The sequence below is a fragment of the Pseudomonas sp. MYb13 genome (genome assembly GCF_002980075.1).
Lineage (GTDB): Bacteria > Pseudomonadota > Gammaproteobacteria > Pseudomonadales > Pseudomonadaceae > Aquipseudomonas > Aquipseudomonas lurida.
In genome coordinates this window covers 72,867-95,460 of record NZ_PCQI01000005.1, presented here as the reverse complement: position 1 = coordinate 95,460, position 22,594 = coordinate 72,867, and the positions used below count along the sequence as shown (strand labels likewise).

General features: G+C 63.4%; 19 protein-coding genes. 5 read left to right on the top strand and 14 right to left on the bottom strand.

What is annotated here, in order from left to right; all coding sequences use genetic code 11:
- Positions 1–3: 3 nt before the first annotated feature.
- The 11 genes from CQ002_RS11945 to cbiE form a co-directional block, all read right to left on the bottom strand.
- Positions 4–1,014 carry an iron ABC transporter permease gene (locus CQ002_RS11945; RefSeq protein ID WP_034105604.1) on the bottom strand — a complete coding sequence of 337 codons (1,011 nt, stop codon included), beginning with the start codon at positions 1,012–1,014 and terminating at the stop codon, positions 4–6.
- Positions 1,011–1,958, bottom strand: coding sequence for an ABC transporter substrate-binding protein (locus tag CQ002_RS11940; protein WP_105161580.1), 948 nt, complete (start codon positions 1,956–1,958; stop codon positions 1,011–1,013). The genes CQ002_RS11945 and CQ002_RS11940 overlap by 4 nt, the downstream gene beginning before the upstream one ends.
- Positions 1,955–2,743 (bottom strand): ABC transporter ATP-binding protein, encoded by a 789-nt coding sequence (locus CQ002_RS11935; RefSeq protein WP_034105600.1) that lies wholly within the window; start codon positions 2,741–2,743, stop codon positions 1,955–1,957. Before CQ002_RS11935 ends, CQ002_RS11940 begins: the two co-directional genes overlap by 4 nt.
- Positions 2,743–4,851, bottom strand: coding sequence for a TonB-dependent siderophore receptor (locus CQ002_RS11930; protein WP_034105598.1), 2,109 nt, complete (start codon positions 4,849–4,851; stop codon positions 2,743–2,745). Before CQ002_RS11930 ends, CQ002_RS11935 begins: the two co-directional genes overlap by 1 nt.
- A 154-nt stretch (positions 4,852–5,005) precedes the next feature.
- The gene (locus CQ002_RS11925) at positions 5,006–6,388 is read right to left on the bottom strand and encodes a PepSY domain-containing protein (RefSeq protein WP_105161581.1); all 1,383 of its coding nucleotides are present in this window, start codon (positions 6,386–6,388) and stop codon (positions 5,006–5,008) included.
- A gap of 115 nt (positions 6,389–6,503) precedes the next feature.
- Positions 6,504–8,573 carry a TonB-dependent copper receptor gene (locus CQ002_RS11920; protein ID WP_034105596.1) on the bottom strand — a complete coding sequence of 690 codons (2,070 nt, stop codon included), beginning with the start codon at positions 8,571–8,573 and terminating at the stop codon, positions 6,504–6,506.
- A 93-nt stretch (positions 8,574–8,666) separates the two neighbouring features.
- The gene (locus CQ002_RS11915) at positions 8,667–9,083 is read right to left on the bottom strand and encodes a DUF2946 domain-containing protein (RefSeq protein WP_034105594.1); all 417 of its coding nucleotides are present in this window, start codon (positions 9,081–9,083) and stop codon (positions 8,667–8,669) included.
- Between the two features lie 11 nt (positions 9,084–9,094).
- On the bottom strand, positions 9,095–9,577 hold the full coding sequence (locus tag CQ002_RS11910) for a copper chaperone PCu(A)C (protein WP_034105592.1): 483 nt from the start codon (positions 9,575–9,577) through the stop codon (positions 9,095–9,097).
- A gap of 47 nt (positions 9,578–9,624) precedes the next feature.
- Positions 9,625–10,020 (bottom strand): DUF2946 domain-containing protein, encoded by a 396-nt coding sequence (locus tag CQ002_RS11905; RefSeq protein ID WP_105161582.1) that lies wholly within the window; start codon positions 10,018–10,020, stop codon positions 9,625–9,627.
- Between the two features lie 177 nt (positions 10,021–10,197).
- A complete protein-coding gene (locus CQ002_RS11895) occupies positions 10,198–10,917 on the bottom strand; it encodes a cobalt-precorrin-6A reductase (protein ID WP_105161583.1) in 720 nt (239 codons plus the stop codon).
- Positions 10,914–12,119 (bottom strand): precorrin-6y C5,15-methyltransferase (decarboxylating) subunit CbiE, encoded by a 1,206-nt coding sequence (gene cbiE, locus CQ002_RS11890; RefSeq protein ID WP_105161584.1) that lies wholly within the window; start codon positions 12,117–12,119, stop codon positions 10,914–10,916. Before cbiE ends, CQ002_RS11895 begins: the two co-directional genes overlap by 4 nt.
- A gap of 95 nt (positions 12,120–12,214) precedes the next feature.
- On the opposite strand from cbiE, the gene cobG reads away from it, so the two are divergent.
- The 5 genes from cobG to CQ002_RS11865 all read left to right on the top strand — a co-directional run bounded on the left by cobG (position 12,215) and on the right by CQ002_RS11865 (position 17,507).
- Positions 12,215–13,504 carry a precorrin-3B synthase gene (gene cobG / locus CQ002_RS11885; RefSeq protein ID WP_280523401.1) on the top strand — a complete coding sequence of 430 codons (1,290 nt, stop codon included), beginning with the start codon at positions 12,215–12,217 and terminating at the stop codon, positions 13,502–13,504.
- Complete coding sequence (locus tag CQ002_RS11880) at positions 13,497–14,123, top strand: precorrin-8X methylmutase (RefSeq protein WP_034105581.1); 627 nt, start codon at positions 13,497–13,499, stop codon at positions 14,121–14,123. Before cobG ends, CQ002_RS11880 begins: the two co-directional genes overlap by 8 nt.
- Positions 14,123–14,854 carry a precorrin-2 C(20)-methyltransferase gene (locus CQ002_RS11875; RefSeq protein ID WP_034105579.1) on the top strand — a complete coding sequence of 244 codons (732 nt, stop codon included), beginning with the start codon at positions 14,123–14,125 and terminating at the stop codon, positions 14,852–14,854. The genes CQ002_RS11880 and CQ002_RS11875 overlap by 1 nt, the downstream gene beginning before the upstream one ends.
- Positions 14,854–16,491 carry a precorrin-3B C(17)-methyltransferase gene (gene cobJ / locus CQ002_RS11870; protein ID WP_105161585.1) on the top strand — a complete coding sequence of 546 codons (1,638 nt, stop codon included), beginning with the start codon at positions 14,854–14,856 and terminating at the stop codon, positions 16,489–16,491. Before CQ002_RS11875 ends, cobJ begins: the two co-directional genes overlap by 1 nt.
- 236 nt (positions 16,492–16,727) lie before the next feature.
- Positions 16,728–17,507, top strand: coding sequence for a hypothetical protein (locus tag CQ002_RS11865; RefSeq protein ID WP_034105575.1), 780 nt, complete (start codon positions 16,728–16,730; stop codon positions 17,505–17,507).
- Here CQ002_RS11865 and CQ002_RS11860 read toward each other — a convergent pair.
- The 3 genes from CQ002_RS11860 to purD form a co-directional block, all read right to left on the bottom strand.
- The gene (locus CQ002_RS11860; protein WP_034105573.1) at positions 17,504–18,100 is read right to left on the bottom strand and encodes a MarC family protein; all 597 of its coding nucleotides are present in this window, start codon (positions 18,098–18,100) and stop codon (positions 17,504–17,506) included. The genes CQ002_RS11865 and CQ002_RS11860 overlap by 4 nt on opposite strands.
- Positions 18,101–18,265: 165 nt before the next feature.
- Complete coding sequence (locus CQ002_RS11855; RefSeq protein ID WP_034105570.1) at positions 18,266–21,037, bottom strand: hybrid sensor histidine kinase/response regulator; 2,772 nt, start codon at positions 21,035–21,037, stop codon at positions 18,266–18,268.
- Positions 21,038–21,151: 114 nt separating this feature from the next.
- Positions 21,152–22,444, bottom strand: a complete 1,293-nt coding sequence (purD, locus tag CQ002_RS11850) for a phosphoribosylamine--glycine ligase (RefSeq protein WP_034105567.1) — start codon at positions 22,442–22,444, stop codon at positions 21,152–21,154.
- Positions 22,445–22,594: the final 150 nt, after the last annotated feature.

The window sequence follows — 22,594 nt, the reverse complement described above, 5'->3', positions numbered from 1 at the left end:
AGGTCAGCGCTTGCGCATCAGGCCGATAAAAAACAACCCGCCAATTGCCGCCGTTGCCACGCCTATGGGCAGGTCTTCGGGGGCGATCAGGGTGCGTGCAGCAACATCTACCCACACCAGGAACAGGCTGCCCAGCAGCACGCACACCGGCAGTAACCGTCGGTGCTCGGCGCCCACCAGGCGCCGGGCAATGTGCGGCACCATCAGCCCGACAAAGCCGATGGAGCCGCTGATCGACACCAGTACGCCGGTCATCAGGGACGCGACCAGGAACACCTTCAGCCGCACGTTGCGCGCATTCAGGCCCAAGGTCACGGCGGTCTGCTCGCCGGCCATCAAGGCGTTGAGCGGGCGCGCCATGCCCAATAGCAAGACCAACCCCAGCAGTACCGTGGCGGCGGGGATGGCCAACAACTCCCAGCGCGCGAGCCCCAGCCCGCCGAGCATCCAGAACATCACCGCCGAGGCCGCGCGATGGTCGCCCATGAACAGCAACAGGTTGGCCGCCGCCATCATCACAAACGACACGGCTACCCCGCACAGCAGCAGGCGATCACTCTCCAGCCGGCCGTTGCGGCTGGCCACTGCCAGCACCACCAACATGCTCAGCAACGCGCCGATGAACGCGGCGGCGGGCAGCGTGAGCAGGCCGATGATCTCACCAACGTGCAGCACCACGATGACTGCGCCGAGTGTCGCGCCGGAGGTCACGCCGAGCAGGTGCGGGTCGGCCAGCGGGTTGCGCGTCACCGCTTGCAATACCGCGCCGATCAGGGCCAGCCCGGCGCCTACCAATGCACCGAGCAGCATGCGCGGCACACGGATCAGCCACACAATGTGTGCCTGCCCGGTGCTCCAGTTCACCTCACCCAGGCCGAACACCTTGTTCAGCAAGATCCGCCACACCACGTCCACCGGCACCCGCGCCGAGCCGAACCCCAGCGAGAGCACGCAGGAGACCAGCAACAGCGCGCCAAGGGCGACCAGCAGCAAGGCGTAGCGACGGGTGATCATTCGCCGTGGAACCCTTTGGCCAACGTTTCCACCGCGAGCACGTTATCGATGCCCGGCGTCGCCTGCACGTAGGGAATCACGATAAAGCGCTGGTTCTTGATGGCGTCTACCGATTGCAGGGCCGGGTTGTCGAGCAGGAATTGCACTTTTTGATCGGCAGTGATTTCGCTGTAGTCGACGATCACGATCACCTGGGGGTTGCGCTCCACCACGGTCTCCCAATTGACCCGGGTCCAGCTGGCATCGATGTCATCGAGAATATTGCGCCCGCCGGCGGCATCGATCAGCGCCTGCGGCATGCCCAGCCGGCCAGAAGTCATGGCGCGGTCTTCGCCGCTGTCGTAGAGAAATACCCGTGGTTTGTCGGCGGGCAGGTCTTTCTGCACCTCGGCGACCTGGGCCTGCATCTGTGCGATCAACGCATTGGCGCGGTCCTGCACGTCGAAGATCCTGCCCAGGTTGCGCAGGTCGTTGTAGGTGTCTTCCAGGGTGGCGGCGGGGCGTTTCATCACGAATGCGCACGACTCGGTCAGCTCATACACGTTGATACCCAGCGGCTGCAGGGTGTTCGGCGTGAGGTCGCCGCCCACGCGCATGCCGTAGTCCCAGCCGGCAAAGAAAAAGTCGACGTTGGCGTCCAACAGGGTTTCCACCGACGGGTACTTGCTTGCCAGCTCCGGCAGGCCGTCGAGCAGGTGCGCCATCTCAGGCGTCACGGACTTCCAGCCGGTGACGCCGCTGTAGCCGGCCATGCGTGACTTGAGCCCCAGCGCGAGCATCATCTGCGTCATGTTGATGTCATGGCTGACCGCGTGTTGCGGGGCTTGCTGGAAGGTCACGTCGCGGTTGCAGCTTTTGACGGTCACCGGGTAATGGGTCGCTTCGGCGAACGCAGACGTCGCAGCGAGGAGCAGAGCAACAGCGGAGCAGGCGCGCAGGATCATGGTTGGGTTATCCAAGTGATTCGGGGGTAGCCGGACAGGGGATGGGTGTCGATCAAGGCGTCGACGCCAAAGACGTCGCGCAGCAGCTCGGCGGTCAGTACTTCATGGGGCGTGCCGCTGGCAACGATGCGGCCATGGTCGATCACATAGAGACGATCACAAAAGGCGGCAGCCAGGTTCAGGTCATGAATACTGGCCAGGGTGCCGATGTTCAGGCGCTTGACCAGCCGCAACAGCTCCAGCTGATAGCGCGGGTCGAGGTGGTTGGTCGGCTCGTCGAGGATCAGCAGTTGCGGTTCCTGGGCCAGTGCACGGGCAAGAATCACGCGCTGTTTTTCACCGCCGGACAGGTTCGCGAACGCATGGTCTTCGAAGCCCTGCATGCCGACCGCCGCCAGCATGTTGTGAACGCGCTGCTGGTCCTGCAGTGTGTCGCCATCGAACAAACCCTTGTGGGGCGTGCGGCCCATGGCGACCACTTCATCCACGCGCAGTCCGAACGCATCGGGGAACTCCTGCAGCACCACGGCAATGCGTTGTGCGCACCATTTCGCGCTGTGTTTCCACACGTTCTGATGCGCCAGTTGCACGGTTCCCTGAGCGGGTTTGCTGAACCGGTAGGCACAGCGCAACAGGCTGGTCTTGCCGCTGCCATTGGGGCCGATCAGCCCGACAAACTCTCCTGCGCCGACCTGCAGGCTGGCGTCACGCAGTTGGAACTGGTGATGGCAGTGGCCGTGACCCGATGGGCTCCAGGCCAGGTCGTTGAGGGTGAGTGAGGTCATCAGAAGGTGTAGTCCGCCGTGACGAAGAACGAGCGCGGCTCCCCGAGAATCCATTGCTGGCCGTCGTTGTACTGGCTGACGGCGTACGTGCGGTCGAACAGGTTGTTCAGTTGCAGGCCCAGGGTGGTGTTGCGCAGGGCCTTCCATGACACGTTGGCATCGACCACGGTGTAGCTTGGCAGCTCGTTCTGGTTGGCCATGTCGGCATAACGTGCATCGACATAACGCACGCCGGCACCGGCGCGGATGTCGTCGGTCACGGCCTTGCTCAACCACAGGTTGGCGGTGCGGCGTGGTACGTCCACCGGGCGGTTACCGTCACGGGACACCTGCACGCCGCCGACGTCCTGCTTGAAGTCGTCGTACTGCGCGTGCACCCACGCCGCGTTGGCTTGCAACTGCCAGGCATTCGGCAGTTGCAGATCAAGGCTAGCTTCCAGGCCACGCGAGGATTGCTGGCCGACTTGCTGCTTGAGTTCCGGGTCGCCCGGCACATCGGTGAGCAGTTTCTTCTTGACGATGTGGTAGGCCGCCAACGTCCACTCACCGCGTTGGTCCCAGAACGCCTGCTTGATGCCGATTTCGGTCTGCTTGGCAGTGGACAGGTCAAACTGTTGCTGGCTCGGGCTCAGGGAAATCAGGCCGCCGACGCCGTCGGTGCTAGTGGAATACTGGCCGTAAACCGACGTGTCCGGTGTGATGGCGTAGACCAGGCCGGCCTTCCAGTTGTTGCCGGTGAGGGTCTTGCCGGTTCGGCTGCCATTGCGCAAATCATCCCGCTCGACCTGGGCATAGTCACGGCGGATGCCGGTGATCAGCGACAACTGGTCGGTAAGTTGCAGGCGGTTTTCCGCGAAGCCGGCGACGGTTTTGGTGGTGGTGGCGAACAGCGGCTTGAACGGGTCATTACTGGCGAACTGGCCGGGCGCCGGGTGGTGGATGTCGATGGGTTGGCCACCGGTAAAGGTGTCCCCGAACGGCGAGTTGCTGGCCAGGCGGAAGCGGATACGGTTGTATTCCACCCCGGCCACGGTCTGGCTGTCGAGGCCGAACAGCGTGTGCTTGAAGGTGAAGGTCTGGCGGTCGCCCACTTGTTCTTGATTGTGCTTGATGCCGAAGTTGCCGCTGCGGGTCAGTTGGCCGTTGGTGAAGTTGTAGTTCTCGGCGTTCTGCCAGCGGCGCTGGTTTTTCAGGTAGAACAATTCGTTGGTGGCACTGACGCTGTCGTTGATCTGCCACTCGCTGGTCAGGCGCGTCCACTGGTCGTTGTAGTGCTGGGTATCGTTGCTGACGTTGTAGTTCTTGTCGCGCAGGCCTTTGTGCAACTGGCCGTTGATCAGCGGCGTACCGAAGTAGTTTTGCGGGCGCTGGTCACCGTAGTCGCTGGCCAGGGTAAAGCTCAGGTTGTCCGCCGCCTGCCAGCGCAGGGCTCCGCTGACAAAGTCGCTGCTCGAGTCGCCACGGTCGATGAAGCCGTTGCTGCGAAGGCGATTGACGTTGAGGCGATAGCTCAGGGTGTCGGTCAGCGAGCCGCCGCTGTCCAGGGCTTCTTGCTGGCGGTCATAGGCGCCATAGCCCAGGCGGATGTGGTTTTCGATCTCGCCTTCAAACGGCTTTTTCGGCACGGTATTGATCACCGCGCCGGTGGCGCCTTCGCCGTACAGCACTGAGGCTGGGCCGCGCAGGACGTCCACGCGTTCCACCGACCAGGTGTCGACGGGAAAGGTCGAGGTGCCCATGCCCATGTACATGCGGTTGCCGTCGTACAGCTGCATCACCGAGCCCTGGCCGGTAAACCCACGGGCCGACAGCGAAGTACCACCGTCGCCCGGCGAACCGGTCCGGCTGATGCCGGTGGCGCGGGAAATCGCGTCCTGCACGCTGGCATCGCCACGCTCGCGGATCTGCGCGCCGGTCTGGCTTTCGACACTGCCTGGGGTTTGCAAGGCCGTGAGGTTCAGGCGCGAACCGGCGGTGGTCGGGGTCTTGAGGTCGACGCGTTCATCGTCAACGGCGCTAGCGGTGACGGGGCTGGCGGGCAGGGTCAGGGCCTGGGCATGGTTATGCAGGGCGAGCAGGCACAGGCCAGACGCAAGGTACTTGTTCATCGGTCGATCGATCGCTTCTTGGAGAGGTGCTCGCCGCGAGGGGCACGGCGAGCAACGATAACGCAGAAAGTGTTATAAGTTAACACTTATCGGCTGCGGGACAAAAGTCCGCGCAAGGCTACAGAAAGGCTCTGTGCCGGGCATCTCACTGGTTTCACGCCGAACCTGAGGCAGATTCATGTTGGCCAAAAAAGCGCGACAGCACCAGGCGGTCCAACGCCCAGACGAGGATCAAGGAAGCGCCCACGAGAGGAAAAATGATCGCCAGCCCGAGCATGACCAGCATGGCGGTTTTCCACTTCGGCAGGTCATGGCGCAATGGCGGAACACCCAGGCCGCCCTGGGGCCGACGCTTCCACCAGATCACCACGCCGCTGACCGCACTCAGCAGAATCATCAGGCAGATCAGCAGCACGAGCAGTTGATTGACCCAGCCGAACATCTTGCCTTCGTGCAGCATCACGCCGGTTTCGGTGGCGCGTGCAACGAGGTTGTAGTGCTCCCAGCGTACATCCGCCAGGACCTTGCCGGTGTACTGGTCCACGTGCAGGGTGGCGTCGTTGCGTGGGTCGTTGGCAAACACCGCAACGGTGAATACACCCTCTGCGGTGGTGGGGAAGGTGATGCTGTAGCCGGGCTCGACCTTGCGTGCAGTGGCCAGGTCGACCACCTCTTGCAGGCGCACTGCGGGTGCTGCGGGGGCCGCGTGCATCGCACCGTGATTCATGTGCTCGGCATGGTCGCCAGACATCGGCATTGGCGTGTTTTCCATGGCCCATGGCACCGTCTGCTGGGCAGCGGTATTGAGCACGCGCGCCTGTTGGTCCGACTGCGGCACCTGGTTCCACATCGCTGCCGGGAACGTGTTCCACAAGTCGGCGTATTGCTTGCCCCAGAAGCCGGTCCAGGTCATGCCGCTGAGCAGCATCACCAGCAGCAGCGACGCGCCCCAGAAGCCAGTCACCGCATGCATGTCGCGCCAGAACACCCGGCCGCGACTGCTGAATCTTGGCCATAGAATGCCCGCCGAGGATTTGCCGCGCGGCCACCACAGGTACAGGCCCGACACCACCAGCATCACGCCCCAACCGGCGGCGAGTTCCACCAGGCGATCGCCGACGTTGCCGATCATCAGCTCCCCATGCAGCGCACGGGCAATGGCCTGCAGGTTGTATTTCGAGTCCTGCTCGCCCAATACCGTGCCGCGGTACGGATCAACGAACACGGTCACTTCGCGCCCGTCGTTATGCATCACGAACTGCGCGCTACTGGTAGCGTCGGCCGGTGGCAGGTACTTGCTGACCGCGGCCTTGGGGTAGGCCGCCTGGGCGCGTTGCAGTTGCTCGTCGGCGCTCAGGGCGTGCTCGGCGGCTTGAACCTTGAGCAGGTCGCCGTACATCAGCGGGTCGAGTTGGGGTTTGAACAGGTAGATGATACCGGTCAGGGCCAGCAGGACCATGAAAGGGGCGACGAAGAGGCCGGCATAGAAGTGCCAACGCCAGGCCAGGTTGTAGAAGGACATTTTTTGAGTGGTCATCATTGGGCTCCGCAAGGCTTTGAATTTTTTGTGTGGGTGACGCCGCTGTCGCAGGCAAGCCCGCTCCCACAGGGAGGCAGTTGAACTGTGGGAGCGGGATTGCCCGCGATGCTTTTTAGAAGCTCATGTCCACCTTGGTCCAAAGGGTTCGCCCTGGCTCCTTGATGGCCTGCGGGTCATTGGCCGGGTAGCCGAAGCCAGCGTTGCCGGCGAGGTTCAGGTGTTCGGCATAGGCCTTGCCGAACAGGTTGTCGACGCCGGTACTGACCTTGAAGTGTTTATTGACGCGATACGCCGCATTCAGCGAGAACACGCCAAAACCACCGCTCTTGTCGAAGTCCTTGCCGACCACGTTGCCCTTGTTCTGGTCGATGCGGTTTTGCGCCGCGACCACACGCCACAAGGCACCGGCACTCCAATTGTCTTCGCTGTAGGTAAGGCCCAGGCGTGCATCCAGCGGCGGCATCTGCGGCAAGGCCTTGCCGTCGCTGCTGTTCTTGCCCCAGGCGTAGGCGAGGGTGGCGTCGGCCTTCCAGTTGTGCGTCAGCTTGTACGCCGCGCCCATTTCGCCGCCCATGATGCGGGCATCGACGTTACGGGCCTGGGAGGTGGTGCCCATCATGCCGGGCCTGTAGTCGAACAGGATGAAGTCCTGCACCCGGCCGATGTAGCCGGAGGCCCAGGCTTCAAGGTTCTCGGCTTTGTATTGCGCGCCAAAGTCGAGTTGGGTGGTTTTCTCCGGCTTCACGCCATCGAAGGCATTCACCGAGCCGACCGCGCCAGTGTTGGGCGAAAACAGCTCCCAGTAATCCGGGAAACGCTCCGAGTGGCCCAGGCCTGCGTAGAGAGTGGTGGGGCTGTCGGCCAGGTCGTGCTCATAGCGCATGAAGCCCGAGGGCAAGGTGTCGGCGCGCGTGTCGTCGGCGGTCGGGTTGGCGCGGGTGCTCATGCCCGAGCCGGTGGTTTGCCGGAAGTCCTTGGCCGAGGCGCGGTCCAGGCGCGCGCCGGTGATCAGGCGGTCGCGGTCGGCGGCGTACCAGGTGAGTTCGCCGAACACGCCGTAGTTGTGGAAGTTGGCGTCCTTGTTGCGTGGCAGGTCCTTGTAAGTGTCGATGCCCATGCTGCTGCGCTGGCGGTGTTCGTTGGTCTGCGCGTCCAGGCCGCTGATCAGCTGCACATCGGCCCAGCGCCAAGTGGCCTTGATACGCGCGCCGAGGGTGCGGCGGTCGACGTTGGAGGCCATGGGGCCGGCCATCATCCCGGTGCCCGAGGGCGTGCGCAGGCTGTAGTTGTCCATCACATGGTCGGCGTAGTTGTAGTAGACCTGGGCCTCGACCTTATCCAGCACCTCGCCGAGGTTGGACTTTTCGAAACGCAGGCCCAGGCTTTCGCGCAAAAACTGCGAGCCATCCATGCCGCGCCCGGCGTAACGCGCTTCGCCATCGCCACGGCCAGCGGTGAGTTCCAGCAAGGTGTCGGCATCGGGGGTGAAGCCGACCGCCACATCGCCATTCCACTTGTCGTAGCGCGAGGCGACGGTGTCGTTGTTGCCGTCCTTGTAGTCATCGGCATGTGCCTGGTTGCCGATCACCCGCACATAGCCCAGCGGCCCGCCGGCGGCGGCATCGATGACTTTGTCGAAGCGCCCGTTGGAGCCGGCCAGCACGCTGGCGTTGACCCGCGTGCCCAGCTCGCCGAACTGCTCCGGTTCACGGTCGAACAGGATGGTGCCGGCCGAAGCGCCAGGGCCCCACAGCACGGTTTGCGGGCCTTTGATCACGGTGAGTTTGTCGTAGGTTTCCGGCGAGATGTACGAGGTGGGGGCGTCCATACGGCCGGGGCAAGCGCCCAGCATCATGCTGCCGTTGGTGAGGATGTTCAGGCGTGAGCCGAACATGCCGCGCAGCACCGGGTCGCCATTGGTGCCGCCGTTACGCACCAGGGCGAAGCCGGGGATGGTCTTGAGGTAATCGCCGCCGTCGCTGGCGGGTACGGGTTGGCGTGGGTCTTTCGGGTTGGTGACCACGGTCAGCGGCGAGCTGGGCGCGATGGCCGTGATCACGGTGGGGCTTAGCTCGTGCTCGGCATGCTCATCGGCCTGAGCGTGGGGGGCGAGCAACGCGCCGCACAGGGCAGCGAGCACGGGGGTATATCCCAAACGGGTGTCAGCAGAAAACCTGGACATGACAAATTCCATCAATCAATCGTAAACAACACGGCCAGCAGCCTGCGGCTGTCTGTCTAAAGTCGGCCGGTGTGAAGTAATGGTGTTAAGTGCTTACGAGGCGATTGGCGGGGCGCGGCTGCGGGCGCCGGGGAAGATGCTCTGCCGGGCATGGCCCAGGCGCGTGGCGGGGGTGAGGGCGTTGGCCGGTGGTGGGCTGCTCAGGGTAAACGTTGAAATGCCGCCGGGCAGGGCGGGGCAACTGTAGAGCAGGTCGCAATAGCCGCACTTGGACCAGAGGGCGTGGTGTTCGTCGGGGGCTTTAGGGTGATGGCCTTCGCCATGGTCGCCAGGCATGTCCATGGACATGCTCATGCTGGCGCCATTGGCCGGCATACCGGCGTGATGATCCATCGGCATCGCTTGGGAAATCAGCGGACCGATAAAAATCATCAGCATGGCGAACAGGCTGATCCAACTGCCGCGCTTCACGCGGTGGTGTGGGGATAGCCTGGCGCGAGGGGCGCCCATCTGGAGTCAGTCTATTGAGGGTGCTTGTGCTCGTGGCCGGCCATGGGCGGTACTTTCTGTACCGACACTTCCACCTCGACCTTGCCGGCTTTTTCAAAGGTCAGGGTCAGCGGGAACTGCTTGCCGTCGGCCAACAGGCTGCGGTCCTTGAGGCCCAGCAGCATCACGTGATACGCCATGGGCGCGAACGTCAGGTCACCCTTGGCCGGCACGGCAACGCTGGGCACTTGTTGCATCTTCATCAAGTCGCCCTGCATCACGTGCTCGTGCAGTTCGGCCTTGTCCGCCACCGGCGTGTCGACGCCGAGCAGGCGGTCCGACGTTTCACCGGTGTTGTGAATCACGAAATACGCCGCGACGGTGGGCGCGTTCGGCGGCAGCTCCTGGGACCAGGGTCCACGGATTTCCAGTTCGCCGACCTTGTAGTCGTCGGCATTGGCAGCACTGAACACCGGCAGCAGCAACGCAGCCAGAAGCAGGGAAGATTTGAGCATGGCAGTTCTCCAGAACGGTTCTAAACGCAGTTCACTTGCGAAGAAAATCAGGCCGCTGGAGAGGCGCGGGGGTTAAGGCTCGGCCATTGCTGGCGCGGAGTGGGTTGCTGGAGCGCAGACAGCGTCAGGTTCTGGAATGCATCGAACCGCGTGACATACAACTGCGGCACGTGCCCCGGCAACGCCACCAGCGGTGCTGAACCCGAGCAGCACCAGCAATGCTGCATGGTGGAGTGATCATCCTGCTGCGGCGCCGGAATTTCCAGCTTGCCCAGGGCGATGGTCTTAAAGCTCGCGCCATTGGACGAGCAGAAACTGCCCCAGAGCAACTGCTGAACCGGGTCCTGGGACGGTTGCATCGCGCTGGCCATCGGCATGGCAAAGGCGTTGAACAGCACTGCAAGGCAGGCGATCCAGGCAATTGCAAAGCGTTGACGGGCCATGGCGGACAATCCGTAGGGTTAAACGATCAGGTGGGTATTTAGCCTGATCGGGGGGGATAAGTAAAAAACGGCGGTGTGGTTTGGTGTCGCAGTGCTACCAGGTTGCTGTGGCGTGACGCTTGAGACCTAAAGCTTTCATGACGTTCATGATAGTCGCAAATTCGGGATTGCCAGCGCCTACAGGGATTGCAGTGACTTCAAAAGCGTTTCGATACGGGTGAACTCCCGGTCGACTGGCGCCAACACCGGCCGCTTCAGCACCAACACCGGCACACCTCGTTCCCTCGCCACTTCCAGCTTCGGCTCGGTGGCCGTACTGCCGCTGTTCTTGCTGATCAGCACATCAATCGCGCGCCGTTCAAACAGCTCGCGTTCGGCTTCGATCAAAAACGGTCCACGTGCGCCGATCACTTCGCACCGCTCATTTGCGGGGTACACATCCAGCGCGCGCAGCGTCCAGAACTGGTCAGCGGGGATTTCATCGAGGTGCTGCAACGGTTCGCGGCCCAACGTGAACAAGGGGCGCTTGAAGGGTTTCAGGGCTTGGATCAAGTCGGCCCAATCGTTGACCTCGCGCCAATCATCCCCGGCCTGCGGCTGCCACGCGGGACGCCGCAGTGCCCAGCAAGGAATGCCACTCAACTGTGCAGCCTGGGCGGCATTGCGGCTGATCTGTGCGGCGTAGGGGTGGGTCGCGTCGAGGATCAGGCCAATCCCCTCGTTCCGAACAAACGCCGCCAAGCCTTCGGCCCCGCCGTAACCGCCGACCCGCACCTGGCACGTGAGGTCGGTAGGCACACGGCCAACCCCGGCCAAACTGTAGATATGCTGCGGCCCCAAGGTGCGCGCGACGGCCAGCGCTTCGGTCACTCCGCCCAGCAACAGGATGCGTTTCATAACGGCTTGATCACTTCCAGCAAGGTAATCGGCAACGCCTGGCGCCAGGTGTCGAAGTCGCCCAGCGGCTGCGCCTGGGCCACATGGATGCGTGTCAGCTCGCCACCGTATTGGGCACGCCAGTTCATCAGGGTCATTTCGCTTTGCAGGGTCACGGCATTGGCGACCAGGCGGCCACCGGGTCGCAGGTGCTGCCAGCAGGTATCGAGCACACCCTCGCGGGTAACGCCGCCGCCGATGAAGATGGCGTCCGGTGCTTCCAACCCGTGCAACACATCCGGAGCCTTGCCACGGACCAGTTGCAGGCCGGGCACGCCGAGGGCATCGCGGTTATGTTCGATCAGGCCTTGGCGACCTGCGTCAGCTTCAATTGCCAACGCGCGGCAACTTGGGTGCGCACGCATCCATTCGATGCCGATGGAGCCACTGCCCGCACCCACGTCCCACAACAATTCGCCGGGCATCGGCGCGAGGCGGGCGAGGGTCATGGCACGTACATCGCGCTTGGTCAGTTGACCGTCGTGTTTTAAGGCAGAGTCGGGCAGGCCAGCCAGACGCGACAGACGCAGTGTTTCGCTGGAGGCCAGGCACTCGATGGCGACCAGGTTCAAATCGGCGACCGAGGCGTGTTGCCAATCCGCAGCCAGCCCGTCGATGCGCAGTTCATTCGCACCACCCAGGTGTTCAAACACGCTCAACCGGCTGGGCCCAAACCCGGATTCAGCCAACAGCGAGGCAATCAACGCCGGACTGCGACCATCATTACTCAACACCAGCAATCGCACGCCACTGGCCAGATGCGCATTCAGCGCCGCCAATGGCCGGGCCACCACGGATACCGTCATCACCTCCTGCAACGGCCAGCCCAACCGCGCTGCCGCCAGGGACACCGAGGAAGGTGCCGGCAAAACCAGCAGCTCTTGCGCCGCCACTCGTCGCGCCAGGCTGGCGCCCACGCCATAGAACATCGGATCGCCACTGGCCAGCACGCACACCGGCTCCCCGCGTCGCGCCAGTACCGGCTCCAGGGAGAACGGGCTCGGCCACAGCTGGCGCTCGCCACGAATACACACCGGCAACAGGTCCAACTGACGCTGACCTCCTATAATCCGAGTGGCGCGCAACAGGGCATGCCGGGCATTCCTGCCCAGCCCCTTGAAGCCGTCTTCACCGATGCCTACAACCGTCAGCCAGGGCGACATATGGATTCCTTGAACGACATCCGACGGGCAGGCTTTTCATGCCGCCGGACAAAGCAGGCATAATACCGCGCCTTTACCTGTGAACCGGTAGCCCCGTGAACCCAACGCCCGCTGTGAATACCTTGCGCCCCTCGGCTTGTCCGGGGTTGCTGCGTATCGTCCAGGCGTTGGATGGTGGTATCTGCCGGATTAAATTGGCCGGTGGTTCGATCACCGCCGCGCAAGCCCAAGCGGTGGCAGATGCCGCCCAGGCCCATGCGGGTGGGGTGATCGAGGCGACCAACCGCGCCAACCTGCAGATTCGCGGGGTCGGCGCCGAAGAGAACGCATTGATCGCCCTGTTGCTGGCCGCCGACCTCGGGCCCAGCAATGCCGCCGGTGACGATGTACGCAACCTGATGCTCAGCCCCAGCGCCGGCATCGACCCGCAGATGCTGTTCGACACCCGCCCGCTGGCCGACGCAATCCTCGCCACCTTGCAAACCCATCCGCGTTTCCAAGAGCTGTCGGCCAAGTTCGCCGTGCAACTGGATGGCGGTGAAGCCCTGGCGATGCTTGAACATCATCATGACCTGTGGCTGTCGGCCTTCGTACGCAATGGCGAGACGCTCCTGGCGTTCGGCCTGGCGGGTTGCCCAGGGTTGGATGCGCCGCTGGCGGCCGTGCCGTTGGAGCAGGGGCATGCGCTGGTGGTGGCGGTGCTGGAGGCGTTCCTTGACCTTGCCACTCCCGAACAAACCCGCATGCGTCATCTGCCTGTGGATAACGTGTTGAGCCGCCTGCACCTGGAGCTGCTGCCCGTCGACGGCTTCAATCGCCCGCCCAGTGGTGCTCTGTTGCACCTCGGGACTTATCCACAGTCGCAAAACAATCAGTTCTACGTCGCGGCCATCGCACCCTTGGGTCGCCTGGATTCGACGATGCTCAAGGGCGCGGCACAACTCGCCAGCCAGTACGGCGACGGCACCTTGCGTTTCACCCCGTGGCAGGGGCTGCTTCTGCCCAACGTCGAAAAGCCTCACGCCGTGACCGAGCGCCTGGCGCAACTGGGCTTTCTCTGCTCAGTCGACCAGCCCCTGGCACGCATGATCGCCTGCACCGGCTCCAGCGGCTGTGGCAAAGGCCTGGCCGATACCAAGGCCGACGCCCTGCAACTTGCCGCCCTGGACCCAGGCGTCGAGGTGCACCTGTCTGGCTGCGCCCGTTCCTGTGCCGCCGCGCACACAGCACCGGTCACCCTGTTGGCGGTGAGCCCCGGCCACTACGACCTCTATTTTCGCGATGCCGCCCACCCGGGTTTCGGCCGGCTGCACGCGCGCACTCTTTCCATTGAAGCGGCGGGCGCCCTGTTGCGCGCTCGTCCACGGAGCTACACCGATGATTGATTACATCCGCGACGGTCAGGAGATCTATCGCAACTCCTTCGCTATTATTCGCGCGGAAGCCAAGTTGGACCGCATCCCGGCCGACCTGGAAAAACTCGCGGTGCGCGTGATTCATGCCTGCGGCATGGTCGAGGCCATCGACGGCCTGCAGTTCTCCGAAGGTGCGGGCAAGGCCGGGCGTGATGCGCTGGCCGCCGGCGCGCCGATTCTGTGCGATGCGCGGATGGTCTCCGAAGGCGTGACCCGCGCGCGCCTGCCGGCCAACAACGAAGTGATCTGCACCCTGCGCGACGACAGCGTACCGGCGTTGGCGCGTGAGTTGGGCAACACCCGTTCCGCTGCCGCCCTGGAGCTGTGGCGCCCGCACCTGGAAGGCAGCGTAGTGGTGATCGGCAACGCGCCGACCGCCCTGTTCTACCTGCTGGAAATGCTCGACGCCGGCGCGCCGAAACCCGCCTTGATCCTCGGTTTTCCGGTTGGGTTCGTAGGCGCTGCCGAATCCAAGGCGATGCTTGCGGCCGATAGCCGTGGCGTGCCGTTCGTGATCATGCAAGGCCGCCTGGGCGGCAGTGCCATGGCCGCCGCAGCGGTGAATGCCCTGGCCACGGAGGTCGAATAATGCAGGCACGCGGACGTCTGATCGGCCTGGGCGTAGGCCCCGGTGACCCGGAACTGATCACCCTCAAGGCCCTGCGCCTGCTGCGCGAATCGCCGGTGGTGGCGTACTTCGTGGCCAAGGGCAAGAAAGGCAACGCTTTCGGCATCATTGAAGACCACCTTGTGCCGCAACAGACCCTGATGCCGCTGGTGTACCCGGTGACCACCGAGGTATTGCCGGCCCCGATGTCCTACGAGCAAGTGATCAGCGATTTCTACGACGCCGCCAGCGTTGACGTCGCAGCGCATCTGGATGCCGGCCGCGATGTGGCGGTGATCTGTGAAGGTGACCCGTTCTTCTACGGTTCCTACATGTACCTGCATGACCGCCTGGCTGAGCGCTACGAAGCCCAGGTCATCCCGGGGGTGTGCTCGATGCTCGGCGGCGCCTCGGTGCTCGGCGCGCCGTTGGTGTATCGCAACCAGAGCCTGTCGGTGCTCTCGGGCGTGTTGCCCCATGAGGACCTGAAGCGCCGCCTGGCGGACGCTGATGCGGCGGTGATCATGAAGCTGGGGCGCAACTTCCCGAAAGTGCGCCAGGTGTTGGCAGAACTTGGCTTGGCCGAGCGCGCGCTGTATGTGGAGCGCGCGACCATGGCCAACCAGAAGATTGTGCCGCTCGATGAGGTGGAGCCGATGTCCTCACCGTACTTCTCGCTGATCATCGTGCCGGGTGAACGGTGGCAAGGTTGATGACCCCGGCGATTGTTATCCTCGGCCAGGGCAGCCTGGCGACTGCGCGCAGGATCCAGCAGGTGTACCCCGACGCGCTGATCCACGGCCTGGCCGGGCGTGTTGAAGGTGCGGACCAGACCTACAGCGAGTTCGGCACGACCCTGCGCCAGCTCTATCAACAAGGCACGCCGCTGATCGCCCTGTGCGCCGCTGGCATTGTCATCCGCACCCTGGCGCCGCTGCTGCTGGAAAAAGGCGAAGAGCCCGCCGTGCTGGCCGTGGCCGAAGATGGCAGCGCAGTGGTGCCACTGCTCGGTGGCCTGGGCGGTGTGAATATCATGGCGCGGGACATTGCCGCTGCGCTGGACGTGGCGGCGGCGATTACCACCAGTGGCGAGCTGCGTTTCGGCACCTGCCTGCTCAACCCGCCGACGGGTTACGAGTTGGCTGATCTGGAGCTGGGCAAGCGCTTTGTCTCGGACCTGCTGGCCGGCGAAAGCGTGCGTATCGAAGGCGCGGCGCCATGGCTCGACCAGGCCAATCTGCCCCAGGATCAACAGGCACGCCTGGCGATCCACGTGGGCAGTGCCGAGCGCACACCCGCAGCCAATGAGTTGCTGATCTATCCCAAGAATGTGTGCGCGGTGTGCAAGCCAGGTGCGCAACTGCCCGAGCGTGTGCGCACGGCACTGCATGAGGCGAGCATCGCCGTGCAGTCCCTGGCCTGCCTGCTGGCCAGCGACACGCAGATGGCGGACGCGTCTTTGCACGAAGCTGCACTGGCACTCGGCGTACCACTGCGTTTTGGCCGCGTTGCCCAGGACGCCGATATCGTCATCAATATTGCTGACGAGCCCCTGGACCTGTCGCACGTGGGTCGCCCCCGTGGTCGACTCGCCGTGATCGGCCTGGGCCCGGGTGCCGCCGAATTGATGGTGCCGGCGGTCAAGGCCGAACTGGCGCGCTGCACCGACGTGCTCGGCTACGAAACCTATGTGCGCATGGCCGGTCCGTTCCGCGACGACCAGGTACAGCACTGCACCGACAACCGTGAAGAAATGCAGCGCGCGCGGCACGCCTTCGAGCTGGCGGCCCAAGGTCGCTCGGTGGTGGTGGTGTCGTCCGGCGACCCGGGCGTGTTTGCCATGGCTGCCGCAGTGATCGAGGCCTTGCACGAGTCCGACGACCCGGCCTGGCATCAGGTCGACCTGGAAATTCTACCGGGCGTTTCGGCGTCCCTCGCTACCGCCGCCCAGGCGGGCGCGCCGTTGGGGCATGACTTCTGCGTGATGTCGCTGTCGGACAACCTCAAGCCCTGGTCGATCATCGAAAAGCGCCTGGACCTCGCGTCCCAGGCTGACCTGGCCTTGGCGTTCTACAACCCGATCTCGCGTTCGCGACCGTGGCAATTGGGGCGTGCACTGGAAATCGTCGCCCTGCATCGCACGCCGCAAACGCCGGTGGTGTTGGGTCGCGATATCGGTCGCCCGGGGCAGACCCTGCGGGTGACCACGCTTGGGCAACTGACGCCGGAGCAGGTGGACATGCGCACCATGGTGCTGATCGGCTCCTCCACCACCTGCACATTCCCCCGTGCCGGTGGCGGTGAGTGGGTGTACACGCCACGTTGGTATGGCGAGAAACCCGCGTCCTGAAAACGGCCTGTTGGCCGCCTGAAAGCTCCGAATGACCCAGGGATTTTCCTGGCGTTGTCCGGAGCTTTTTCTTTTTTGCGCGATGAAATCCGGAAGCCTGCCAGGCACGCTGCGTTATTGCTGGGCGCAAGGGTTTGACGTGCGGCGCCAAGGGATTTTTGTCGCCTGGAAAACCCGCCGGCCAGTGGACTAGGGTGGACATAAGCCTCGAGTTGGGGTGCTTGTGGAGAGTCAAAATGGAGCGACATCACAGACGGATCAACAATACAAAACGGCGCAAGTTGATTGCCGCCTACAAGTTGCCGGGGGCGCCCGGCGCACAGAAGGCCTTGCCGCTGGACACGGAGGATGACTTCAACGCAGCCGTGGTCAACAACAGCGTGATTTCGTTTGCCGAAGGCCTGTCTGGCCTGAACCGCGAATACATCCGTAAAAGCTATTTACTGGCCAGCAGCTACGTCAGCGACGTGTTGAAAATGCACCGTGGTACCGAGGATTGGTATGACGAATTCATCAAGGTGATGATCAGCCTGGGATGGCTGCCGGTACGCAGTCGCTTCGAGCGAGTCTCACGCTCGGGCAAAGGCCTGACCGTGCAAGTGGCAGCGCTGAATATCATCGCCACCCTGCTGGCGTCGACGTCGTTGTCTGCGCCGCTGCTTGCCTTGTTGCCCAAGCTGGCGGCGGACGCATTGGAGGCATTGAAGCAGACGCCAGCGTCGTTCGAGCTGTTCAAACGCAACAGCTCCGTGCACCAGGGCGGTGATTTCGGCCTGGCCTCGTGCGCTGAAACAGACGGTGAGCTGATGATGGTGCTGGTGACCTACAGCACCCACGGTGTGAGCAAACAGCTGGGGTTGCCTTTCCTTGAATGGGACAGCTCGTCCTTCGAGGCCTTCAGCGGGCAGACGTGCCTGGTGTTGAATACCTCGGTGGTCAACGAAAAAACGATCCAGCTGATGCGCGAGAGCGCGGGAGACAAGGTGCAACTGGCGATTGCCAAGTACCGGATCTAGGGCACCAGGTAGCCGCGCACCCCGGTGAAAATGATTTGCGCGGCCAGGGCACACACAAACAATCCCATCAACCGACTGACAATCTGCAAGCCCTGGTCGCCGAGGATGCGTTCGATACGGTTGGACAGGTACAGCACCACGCCCACCGTGAGGCTGGCCAGGGCAATGCTGAGGATAGCGGTGATCTTGTCATCCCAGTGCGGTTGGCTCACACCCATCACCAACAGTGCACCAATGGTACCCGGGCCGACGGTGAGGGGGATGGTCAGCGGCACGATGGTCACGTCCTGCTGCACATTGTCGGTCTGCACCGCCGACTTGCCTTGGGCCATACCCAGGGCAGAGATGAACAGTACGCTGCCGGCGCCGATGCGGAAGGCGTCTACGGTGATGCCGAACACACTGAAAATCACCCGACCGAACAGGTAGAGCAATACGCTCGATATCAGGGTCGCCAGCGCCACTTTCCACGCCAGTCGCCGGCGTTCCTTGCTGGAATAGCCACGGGTCAGGCTGATGAAGCAGGACAGCACGAAGAACGGGCTGTAGAGCACCAGCATTTTCAGGTAGACGCTGAATAACACGTGGAGCATGAGGGGCGGCTCGCGGCAGGGAAAGAGTGGGGGAAGTCTATCAGGCGACACGGTGCAAATGTGGGCGCTGGCTTGCCCGCGATAGCGGTGTGTAGGGCAACAGCTTTGTAACTGATACACCGCTATCGCAGGCAAGCCAGCTCCCACAAGGGAACGTATTTCAGGTTATGAAGGGGCGTGCTCGGGGCGCTGTTGGCGTTGCGCGACCCAGAATTCCACCAGCTCGCGCAACTGCGACAATTCCACCGGCTTGGCCATGTGCCCATCCATCCCGGCCTGGCGTGCGCGTTCCTTGTGTTCCGACAGAATATGCGCTGTCAGCGCCACCACCGGTGTGCGAATGCGCTGGTGGCTGACTTCCCACGCGCGCAATTGCTGGGTCGCGGAGAAACCATCGAGGATCGGCATTTCACAATCCATCAACACCAGGTCATAGCGCTGGGCCTTCATCGCTTCCAGGGCTTCCTCGCCATTGCTGGCGGTGTCCGGGTTGAGGTTGAGCTTGCCGAGCATGCCGCGAATGACCTTGGTGGAGATGCTGTTGTCTTCCGCCACCAGGATGCGGAAGTCAGCGGGCACCGTGACAGCTGCTGGCACGGGCAGCACCGGGCGCGGTTGCAGCGTGCCTTTGCTGCGCTGGGTCAGTTCGTCGGCCAACGTGGTCTTGAGCGTGTAGCCGGCCACCGGCTTGGCGAGGATGCGCTTGATCCCGCAATTGCGCGCGATGATCTTGCTCGGCGCGTTGCTGATGCCGGTGAGCATGATCAGCAGGATGTCGTGGTTCAGGCTCGGGTCTTCCTTGATCTTCGCCGCCAGTTGCATGCCGGTCATGCCGGGCATGTTCTGGTCCAGCAGCACCACGTCGAAGTAATCACGCAGGTGCGCCTTGGTGCGCAGCAACGCCAGGGCTTCCTTGCCCGATGGCACCGCGCTGACGTTGAGGCCCCAGGCCGAGCATTGCTGCACCAATACCTTGCGGCAGGTGTCGTTGTCGTCCACTACCAGCACCCGTGCGCCTTTGAGTGGGCCGTCGAGGTCGGAGGTCGGGTGTTCCAGGCGTTCCGGGTCCAGCGGCAGGGTCAGCCACAGTGTGCTGCCTTGATGGCTGCCGCTCTTGATGCCGAATTCACCGTTCATCAACAGGATCAGTTGGCGGGCGATGACCAGGCCCAGGTGGCCGTTCAGGCGAGTGGCCGAGAAGAAGTTCTTGCTGTGCAGTTCGCTGTGCAGCAGGGCGTCGCGCTCGGCTGCTTCCATCGGCAGGCCGCTGTCTTGTACGGCAATGCGCAAGCGCGGCTTGGTGCTGCGGTCGTCCAGGGCGACGACGATCAGCACTTCGCCTTCATCGGTTTTTTGCAGGGCGTTTTCCAGCAGGCTCAACATCGCCTGGCGCAGTCGCGTTGGGTCGCCGCTGATCACGCGGGGCACCTGTGGCTGGATAAAGCTGATCAGTTCAACGTTCTGCTGCTCGGCCTTGGCGCGGAAAATACTCAGGCAGTCTTCGATCAGCGCATTGAGGTCGAACTGCACGTCATCCAGTTCGATCTGGCCGGACTCCAGCTTGGAGATATCCAGGATTTCGTTGATCAGCGTGAGCAGTTCGTTGCCGGCGCTGTGGATGGTCTGCACATAGTCGCGTTGTTTCACCGACAGCGGCGTGCCCAGCAGCAGCTCGGTCATGCCCAGCACGCCGTTCATGGGCGTGCGGATCTCATGGCTGATCTTGGCCAGGAACTCGGCCTTGGCGGCGATCTCGGCATTGCTCGCCGCCAGGTCCCGGCTGAGGCTGAAGCGCGCCTCGACAATCGCGCGCTGGCGTTCGCCCAGCGCCAGGCTCATCAACAGGCCGCTGAGGCAGATAAAGGCCAGCAGCGTGACGATCAGGCCCTGGGGCGAAACCATCGTCAGGCCCAGCAACGCGGGCAGGATGATCAGCGTACCGATGTTGAACACCACCATCGCCGCCACGAACAGGCGCGCCGGACGGTAGCCTTTCTGCCAGTGATAGGCCGAGACAAACAGCATGCTCAAACCGGCCAGGGCCACGAGGGCGTAGGTGATGATGTTCAGCGGCAGGGTGTTGACGAATAACAGCAGCAGGCCGCACAGCACGATGAACAGGATATCGGCCATCAACAGTTTGTTCAGCGGGTGCGGGCCCAGGGGCATGAAGAAACGGTAGGCAAACATCAGCCCGCACGGTGCGGTCAGCAGCAGCGCCAGGTAGGCGCCGGGCGTCTGGATCGCGTGCCAGTTCGGCAGCCATGGGCCCACCAGGTTGAGCAGCAGTGCCAGGCTGAGCATCAACAGCACTTCGCAGGCCGCCAGCCACAGGCTGCTGCGCGAGCGGTGGTAGGCGAAGCGGGTCAGGTTGTGCAGGATCAGCATCAGCAGGCAGCCGAACAGCAGGCCGTAGATCAGCGTCTGGGTCTGGTCGGCGGCGGCGAGTACGGCCGGTTCCAGGGTGATGTAGGGGCGCAGTTCGTGCTCCGAGACCAGGCGCAGGTAGACCTCGAGGGGCTTCTGGCTCTGGGGCATCGGCAACATGAAATCGCTGCTGGGCAGCGGCCGTTCAGCCTGGGGCTGGCGTGTGCCGGTGCTCTGTTGTTCCACCAGGGTGTCACCGTCCAGCACGTAGAGGCTCAGGTGCGACAGATCCGGGGCGAACACCCGCAGCACTTGCTCGTGCTTGCCGGGTTGCAGCTTGAAACGTACCCACAACGCACCGTCGGGTTCCGCAGCGGTAATGCGGTCCAGTTCGATGGGGCTGAATTGATTGGTGTAGCGCGAGGAACGGATGTCGCTCAGCTGCAGGTCGGCCTGTTCATCAAGCAATACTGCCCAGCCACTGCCTTGCGCGGCGGCCTGGGCCGGGAGCAAGCAGAGCAGTGTCAGCAGGCTGACAGTAAAACCTATGGCGATCCTGAGCCAGCGCACGGCGAAATCCCTTCGTAGGTTGATGCACGGGTTAACTATGCGCGGGTCGGGCTGCATACGGCAAGGGCCTGAGGCCCTTGCCTAGCCGAACGGATAGCTACTGACGGCGGCTGCTTAGCTGTTCTCGCCCCGTTCACGGGCGATCGCGCGGTAGCCGATGTCCTTGCGGTAGAAGCAGCCTTTCCAATCGATCTTCGCGGCCAGCTTGTACGCCTGTTGCTGCGCGGCGTCGACACTGGCGCCCATGGCAGTAGCGCACAGTACGCGGCCACCGGCAGTCACGACCTTGCCATCCTTGAGCGCGGTGCCCGCATGGAACACTTTGCCCTCCAGCGTAGCCGCAGCGTCGAGGCCCTCGATGACGTCGCCCTTGGCGTAGTCGGCAGGGTAACCACCGGCCGCCAGCACAATGCCGACGCTCGGACGTGGGTCCCACTGCGCTTCGACCTTGTCCAGGGCCTGGGCCAGGGCGGCTTCTACCAGCAGCACCAGGCTCGATTGCAGGCGCAGCATCACCGGTTGGGTTTCCGGGTCGCCGAAACGGCAGTTGAACTCGATGACTTTCGGGTTGCCGGCCTTGTCGATCATCAGGCCCGCGTACAGGAAGCCGGTGTAGACATTGCCTTCGTCAGCCATGCCGCGCACGGTGGGCCAGATGACCAGGTCCATGACGCGCTGGTGCACATCGGCGGTGACTACCGGGGCAGGGGAGTAAGCGCCCATGCCGCCGGTGTTCGGGCCGGTGTCGCCGTCGCCGACGCGTTTGTGGTCCTGGCTGGTGGCCATTGGCAAGACGTTCTTGCCGTCGACCATCACGATGAAGCTGGCTTCTTCGCCGTCGAGGAACTCCTCGATCACGACGCGTGAACCGGCGTCACCAAAGGCGTTGCCGGCGAGCATGTCGCGCACAGCGTCTTCGGCTTCTTGCAGGGTCATCGCCACGATCACGCCCTTACCGGCGGCCAGGCCGTCGGCCTTGATCACGATCGGCGCACCTTTTTCACGCAGGTAAGCCAGGGCCGGCTCGATCTCGGTGAAGTTCTGGTAGTCGGCCGTCGGGATCTTGTGGCGGGCCAGGAAGTCCTTGGTGAACGCCTTGGAGCCTTCCAGCTGGGCAGCGCCGGCGGTTGGGCCAAAGCAGTCCAGGCCACGGCTGCGGAACAGGTCCACGACACCGGCAACCAGCGGGACTTCCGGGCCGACGATGGTCAGGGCGACGTTCTTTTCAGCAAAGTCTGCCAGTTGCTCAAGGGCCAGCACGTCGATGGCGACGTTCTCGCACTTGGCTTCAATGGCGGTACCGGCGTTGCCGGGTGCTACGAAAACTTTTTGGACGCGCGGGTCCTGGGCTACTTTCCAGGCCAGGGCGTGTTCACGGCCACCGCTGCCAATGATCAAAACATTCATTTCAAAAACCTCGGATGACGCACATTCTTGGGAACACGGTGGGCCGCGTTTCTGTCGGCGCTGGCTTGCCTGCGATGCTGGCGCCTCGGTGTATCAAGTGCACCGAGGTGATGCGATCGCAGGCACGCCGGCTCCCACAGAAGCCAGTGC